The following is a 5,046-nucleotide window of genomic DNA, read 5'->3' on the forward strand; positions in this document are numbered from 1 at the left end:
GCGTCGCCGGCCGCCTGGTGCCGCCCGGGAACCCCCATGCGCTCGCCGAGGCCGCGCGCGAACTGCTCGACAGCGAAGGGCTGCGGCTGCGCTACGGCGCGGCGGGACGGGACCGGGTGCTGGCCCGCTTCACCTGGCGGCGCGTCGCGGACGGCGCCGAGCAGGTCTACCGGTGTGTCGCGGTGGGACACGCGGTGTCCTCGGAGGTGGCGTGATGACGTTCGCGCCCGTCGTCGGGCACTGCGACGAACTCCTCGAAGCGCTGGGGTCGTTCCGCGGTTCGGCCCGGATCACCGCGTGGTGGGGTGCGCGGCTCGCCACCGTTCTCACGGCCGGCGGGAGGCTTCTGGCGTTCGACGCCGCCCTGGACGGTACGCGCGAGTGATGAGGGAGCATCCGATGACAGGGAAGCACCGGCCGGTAGGCGTCGTCATCGCCACCCGCGACCGGGTGGACTCCCTCGCCGTCACCCTCCGCCGGCTGCTCGCTCTGCCGGAGAGGCCGCCCGTGGTCGTGGCCGACAACGCGTCGAGTGACGGGACGCGCGCGATGATCACCGAACGGTTCCCCGAGGTGCGGGTGCTCGCGCTGCCCGTCAACCGCGGGGCTCTCGCCCGCAATGACGGAGTACGCGCACTCGACACGCCGTACGTGGCCTTCAGCGACGACGACTCCTGGTGGGCACCCGGAGCGCTGTCCCGCGCCGCGGACCTTCTGGACCCCCGCGACCGGCTCGCGGCCGTCACGGCACGCATCCTCGTCGAACCGCATGGCACCGAGGACCCGATCGTCGAGGAACTGCGCAACTCTCCGATCCCCGGCCCTCGTTGGCTGCCCGGCCCCGCCCTCGGCTCCTTCCTGGCCGCCGCCACCGTGCTGCGCACCGAAGCGTTCCGCGCCGCGGGCGGCTTCTGCCCGCGGCTGTGGCTGGGCGGCGAGGAGGAGCTGCTCGCCGCGGACCTGGCGGCGGACGGCTGGTGGCTTGCCTACGCCGAGGAGCTGACGATCCATCACAGGCCGTCGCCCGTACGGGATTCCACACAACGCCGCACGCACGGCATCCGCAGCACCCTGTGGTTCACCTGGCTACGCCGCCCTGCCCCCGCCGCACTGCGCCGGACCCTGCATCTCGCACGTACGGTTCCCCGCGACCGCGCCTCCCTCCGGGCCTTCGGCGAGGCGGCCGCCGGGCTGCCCTGGGTCCTGCGCGAGCGGACCGTGCTGCCGCCGGATGTCGAGGCCCGGCTGAAACTGCTGGAACACACCCAGCGCCACTCGAGGGCCCGCCGGTACACGGGTTGATCGGCATGGCGTCGGCCGGCACTGCGCGCGCCGCGGTTTGCCCGGCGTACGAAGGGCACTCGTCGCCAGGTGACCGAGCGGATTCCGGGAGGCAGGGCGGATTCCAGGCGGCAGGAGGGAGAGACGGGCCCATGCGACGAGTGGACCGGATCGCTGAGCCGTGGGGGACCCGTACGCCGTACGCGCGAGGCGAGAAATGGCCGGTGCGGGTGGACACCTTCCTGGCCGAGAGCATCGGCGCCGAGCACCCCGACCGCTGGGTACGTTCCGCCTCGGTGCTGCACTCCAACGGAGACGCGCTGGACATCGCGGTCAAGGACGGGCGGATCGTCGGAGTGCGCGGCCGCGCCGAGGACCGGGTGAACCACGGCCGTCTGGACCCCAAGGACTTGTACGGCTGGCAGGCGGGCGCGTCTCCGGACCGGCTGACACGGCCGTTGGTGCGGCGGGACGGCCGCCTGGTGGAGACGGACTGGGACACCGCGATGGACCACATCGTGGCCCGTACGAAGGAACTCCTGCGGGACCAGGGGCCGAGCGCGATCGGCTTCTACACCACCGGGCAGCTCTTCCTGGAGGAGTACTACACCCTGAGCCTGATCGCCCGCGGCGGCCTTGGCACCAACCACCTGGACGGCAACACCCGGCTGTGCACGGCGACGGCGGCCGAGGCCCTGAAGCAGTCCTTCGCCTGCGACGGACAGCCCGGTTCGTACACCGACATCGACCACGCCGACGTCATCGCTCTGTTCGGACACAATGTCGCGGAGACGCAGCCCGTGCAGTGGATGCGCATCCTCGACCGGCTCGCGGGACCCGAACCGCCCGCGCTGATCTGCGTGGATCCCCGCCCGACTCCGGTGGCCCGTGCCGCGGCGGTGCACCTGGCCCCCAGACCGGGCACCAACGTGGCGCTGATGAACGGGCTGCTGCACGAGATCATCGGCAACGGCTGGACGGACGCGGAGTACATCACCCGGCACACGGTGGGCTTCGACGAGCTGGAGCGCCGCGTGAAGGAGTACCCGCCCGAACGGGCCGCCGAGATCTGCGATGTACCCGCCGAAGAGATCCGGCGGGCAGCCCGGGCGCTGGGCACCTGCGAGCGTCTGGTGTCCACGGTGCTGCAGGGCTTCTACCAGTCCCACCAGGCCACGGCCGCCGCGGTGCAGGTCAACAACCTCCACCTCGTACGCGGCATGCTCGGCCGCCCGGGCTGCGGACTGCTGCAGATGAACGGCCAGCCCACGGCCCAGAACACCCGCGAGTGCGGCGCCGACGGCGATCTTCCGGGCTTCCGTAACTGGGCCGACGACGCACAGGTGGCCGACCTGGCCCGGCTGTGGAACATCGACCCGTCGCGGATTCCGCACTACGGTCCGCCCACCCACGCCATGAAGATGTTCCGCTACGCGGAGCAGGGCTCTCTGCGCATGCTGTGGGTCACGGGCACCAACCCCGCGGTGTCCCTGCCGGAGTTGTCCCGCATCCGTTCCGTACTGTCCCAGGAGCGCCTCTTCCTCATCGTCCAGGATCTGTTCCCGACAGAGACCACCGAGCTGGCCGACGTCGTACTGCCGGCGGCCGGATGGGCCGAGAAGACGGGCACCTTCACCAACGCCGACCGCACCGTCCACCTCTCCGAGAAGGCGGTCGACCCGCCCGGCCGTGCGCGCCCCGACCTGGACATCTTCCTGGACTACGCCCGCCGCATGGACCTGCGCGACAAGGACGGCGCCCCGCTGGTGAAGTGGCACGATCCGGAGTCGGCGTTCGAGGCGTGGAAGGAATGCTCCCGTGGCCGCCCGTGCGACTACATCGGCCTGAGCTACGACAGACTGCGCGGCGGCAGCGGCATCCAGTGGCCGTGCGACGCGGAACACCCGGACGGCACCGAACGCCTCTACAGCGGCGGCGCCTTCTGGAGCGACCCCGACTACTGCGAGAGCTACGGCCGGGACCTGGTCACCGGAGCACCCGTGGAGCCCACGGAGTACCGGGCGATGAACCCGTACGGCAAGGCAGTGATCAAGTCGGCCGGATATCTCCCTCCGCATGAACAACCGGACGGTGACCACCCCTTCCTGCTCACCACCGGACGCACGCTCTACCACTTCCACACACGCACCAAGACGGCCCGCGCCCCGCAACTGCAGGCCGCGGCCCCCGAGATGTGGGTGGAGATCTCGACCGGTGACGCCAGCGAGCTGGGCGTCATGGAGGGAGACCTGGTCGAGGTCTCCACGCCACGCGGCTCGGTGCGTGCCAAGGCCCGGGTCAGCGGCATCCGGGACGGAGTGCTGTTCCTTCCGTTCCACTACGGCTACTGGGACATCGACGAGGGGCCCGAAGCCGACGAAGCGCACGGCCGGGCCGCCAACGAGCTGACCCTCACCGACTGGGACGCCGCCTCCAAACAACCCCTCTACAAGACCGCCGCGGCCCGGCTACGCCGCATCCGGGCGCAGGACGGCAGCCCCGCCCCGGCTCCGACGACGGCCGCCTCCGCGCCGCTCGGCGCCGGCGTGCCCGAGACGCGGGGCGGCCAGGCCGCAGAAGCAGATGAGGACGTACGTGGTATGCCGCCGACGGAAGGTGACACATGAAGATCGGCCTGGTGCTGCGGGACCTGCACCGCGAGGAGCGTGAGCTGGCCCGGGAACTGCTGCACACCGCTGAACGGCACAAGACCTCGCACGACATCCACCACCTCGCACTCGACCTCGCGGACTGGTCCCACCGGCACATCCGCGAGCTGGCCGAACTCGCCGAGCGCTATGACGTCGCCCTCGACCCGGAACCCGACGACGGGCCGGGGCCGGTCGGCCGGCTGCGCGAGAAGGGCAGCGAGATCATCGGCCGCCGCAGCGAGGCGGGACGCCGGGGCGACGCGGGACTGCTCCTGCTCCGGGATCTGAGAAGGATCTGCCAGCAGGCGTCGGCGGTCTCCGTCGACTGGGAACTCGTGGCCCAGGCCGCCCAGGCCACCTCGGACGACCAGCTGCTCGACCTCGCGCAACGATGCCATCCCGACACCTTGCGCCAACTGCGGTGGGCGAACGCCGAGTTGAAGGAGACCTCGCCCCAGGTACTGACGAGCTGAGCGCTCCGCCGGAAGCGCAGTCGCTCCGCTGGGAGAACGGTGATGCTGCATCGACGTGCGGCTCCGCCGCGGGCGCGGGCCGGTGGGGGCTGGTCGCGCCCCGCGGCGGAGCCGCATATGTCACAGCCCCGCGCCCCTACAGGGCGCTCACGTGTGCCCGCGTTCCTTCGGGGTACTGCGGCGCGCATGGCCGGAATCGAACTCAAAAGCACCGCATTCAATGATCACGCCATGATCCCGGACCGCTACGCCAAGCTGGGCGACAACGTCTCCCCGCCTCTGACCTGGTCCTCAGTGCCCGACGAGGCCGTGGAGTTGGCTCTGGTCTGCGAAGATCCGGACGCGCCGTCCGGGACCTTCATCCACTGGCTGGTGACGGGCATCGATCCGCGCAGCCAGGGGCTGGACGCCGACGAGAAGCCCCCGGGCGGTCACCAGCACATCAACGGCTTCGGCGAACCGGGCTGGGGCGGCCCACAGCCCCCGGTAGGCGACAAGGCGCACCGCTACTTCTTCCGCCTGTACGCCCTCCCCGGCCCCGTCTCCATCCCGGACGAAGCCACCGCCGAGGACGTGCACAACGTCCTCGACCGTCAACAACTGGCCAGCGGCACCTTGGTCGGGCTCTACCAACGCTGACG

Annotated in this window: 6 protein-coding genes; all 6 read left to right on the forward strand. The window is 71.1% G+C overall.

All coding sequences use genetic code 11. The features are described from left to right. A partial coding sequence (locus IEZ21_RS47460; protein WP_246567557.1) for a glycosyltransferase occupies nt 1-215 on the forward strand: 215 nt, incomplete at its 5' end. Beyond that, nucleotides 215-385: a hypothetical protein gene (locus tag IEZ21_RS10870; protein ID WP_246567559.1), complete on the forward strand. Its 171-nt coding sequence runs from the start codon at nt 215-217 to the stop codon at nt 383-385. The genes IEZ21_RS47460 and IEZ21_RS10870, both read left to right, overlap by 1 nt. A gap of 14 nt (nt 386-399) precedes the next feature. After that, nucleotides 400-1,302 (forward strand): glycosyltransferase family 2 protein, encoded by a 903-nt coding sequence (locus tag IEZ21_RS10875; protein WP_189321662.1) that lies wholly within the window; start codon nt 400-402, stop codon nt 1,300-1,302. Nucleotides 1,303-1,433: 131 nt separating this feature from the next. Further along, the gene (locus IEZ21_RS10880; RefSeq protein ID WP_189321663.1) at nt 1,434-3,908 is read left to right on the forward strand and encodes a molybdopterin oxidoreductase family protein; all 2,475 of its coding nucleotides are present in this window, start codon (nt 1,434-1,436) and stop codon (nt 3,906-3,908) included. Then, nucleotides 3,905-4,405, forward strand: coding sequence for a hypothetical protein (locus tag IEZ21_RS10885; RefSeq protein WP_189321664.1), 501 nt, complete (start codon nt 3,905-3,907; stop codon nt 4,403-4,405). The genes IEZ21_RS10880 and IEZ21_RS10885 overlap by 4 nt, the downstream gene beginning before the upstream one ends. Before the next feature lie 186 nt (nt 4,406-4,591). Then, on the forward strand, nt 4,592-5,044 hold the full coding sequence (locus tag IEZ21_RS10890) for a YbhB/YbcL family Raf kinase inhibitor-like protein (RefSeq protein WP_189321665.1): 453 nt from the start codon (nt 4,592-4,594) through the stop codon (nt 5,042-5,044). Nucleotides 5,045-5,046 lie beyond the last annotated feature (2 nt).

The organism is Streptomyces flaveus (genome assembly GCF_014647675.1).
GTDB lineage: Bacteria > Actinomycetota > Actinomycetes > Streptomycetales > Streptomycetaceae > Streptomyces > Streptomyces flaveus.

What these genes read in the sequence shown, in the direction of transcription:
- IEZ21_RS10870 (WP_246567559.1), top strand. Translation starts at nt 215, where the DNA reads ATGACGTTCGCGCCCGTCGTCGGGCACTGCGACGAACTCCTCGAAGCG.
- IEZ21_RS10875 (WP_189321662.1), top strand. Translation starts at nt 400, where the DNA reads ATGACAGGGAAGCACCGGCCGGTAGGCGTCGTCATCGCCACCCGCGAC.
- IEZ21_RS10880 (WP_189321663.1), top strand. Translation starts at nt 1,434, where the DNA reads ATGCGACGAGTGGACCGGATCGCTGAGCCGTGGGGGACCCGTACGCCG.
- IEZ21_RS10885 (WP_189321664.1), top strand. Translation starts at nt 3,905, where the DNA reads ATGAAGATCGGCCTGGTGCTGCGGGACCTGCACCGCGAGGAGCGTGAG.
- IEZ21_RS10890 (WP_189321665.1), top strand. Translation starts at nt 4,592, where the DNA reads ATGGCCGGAATCGAACTCAAAAGCACCGCATTCAATGATCACGCCATG.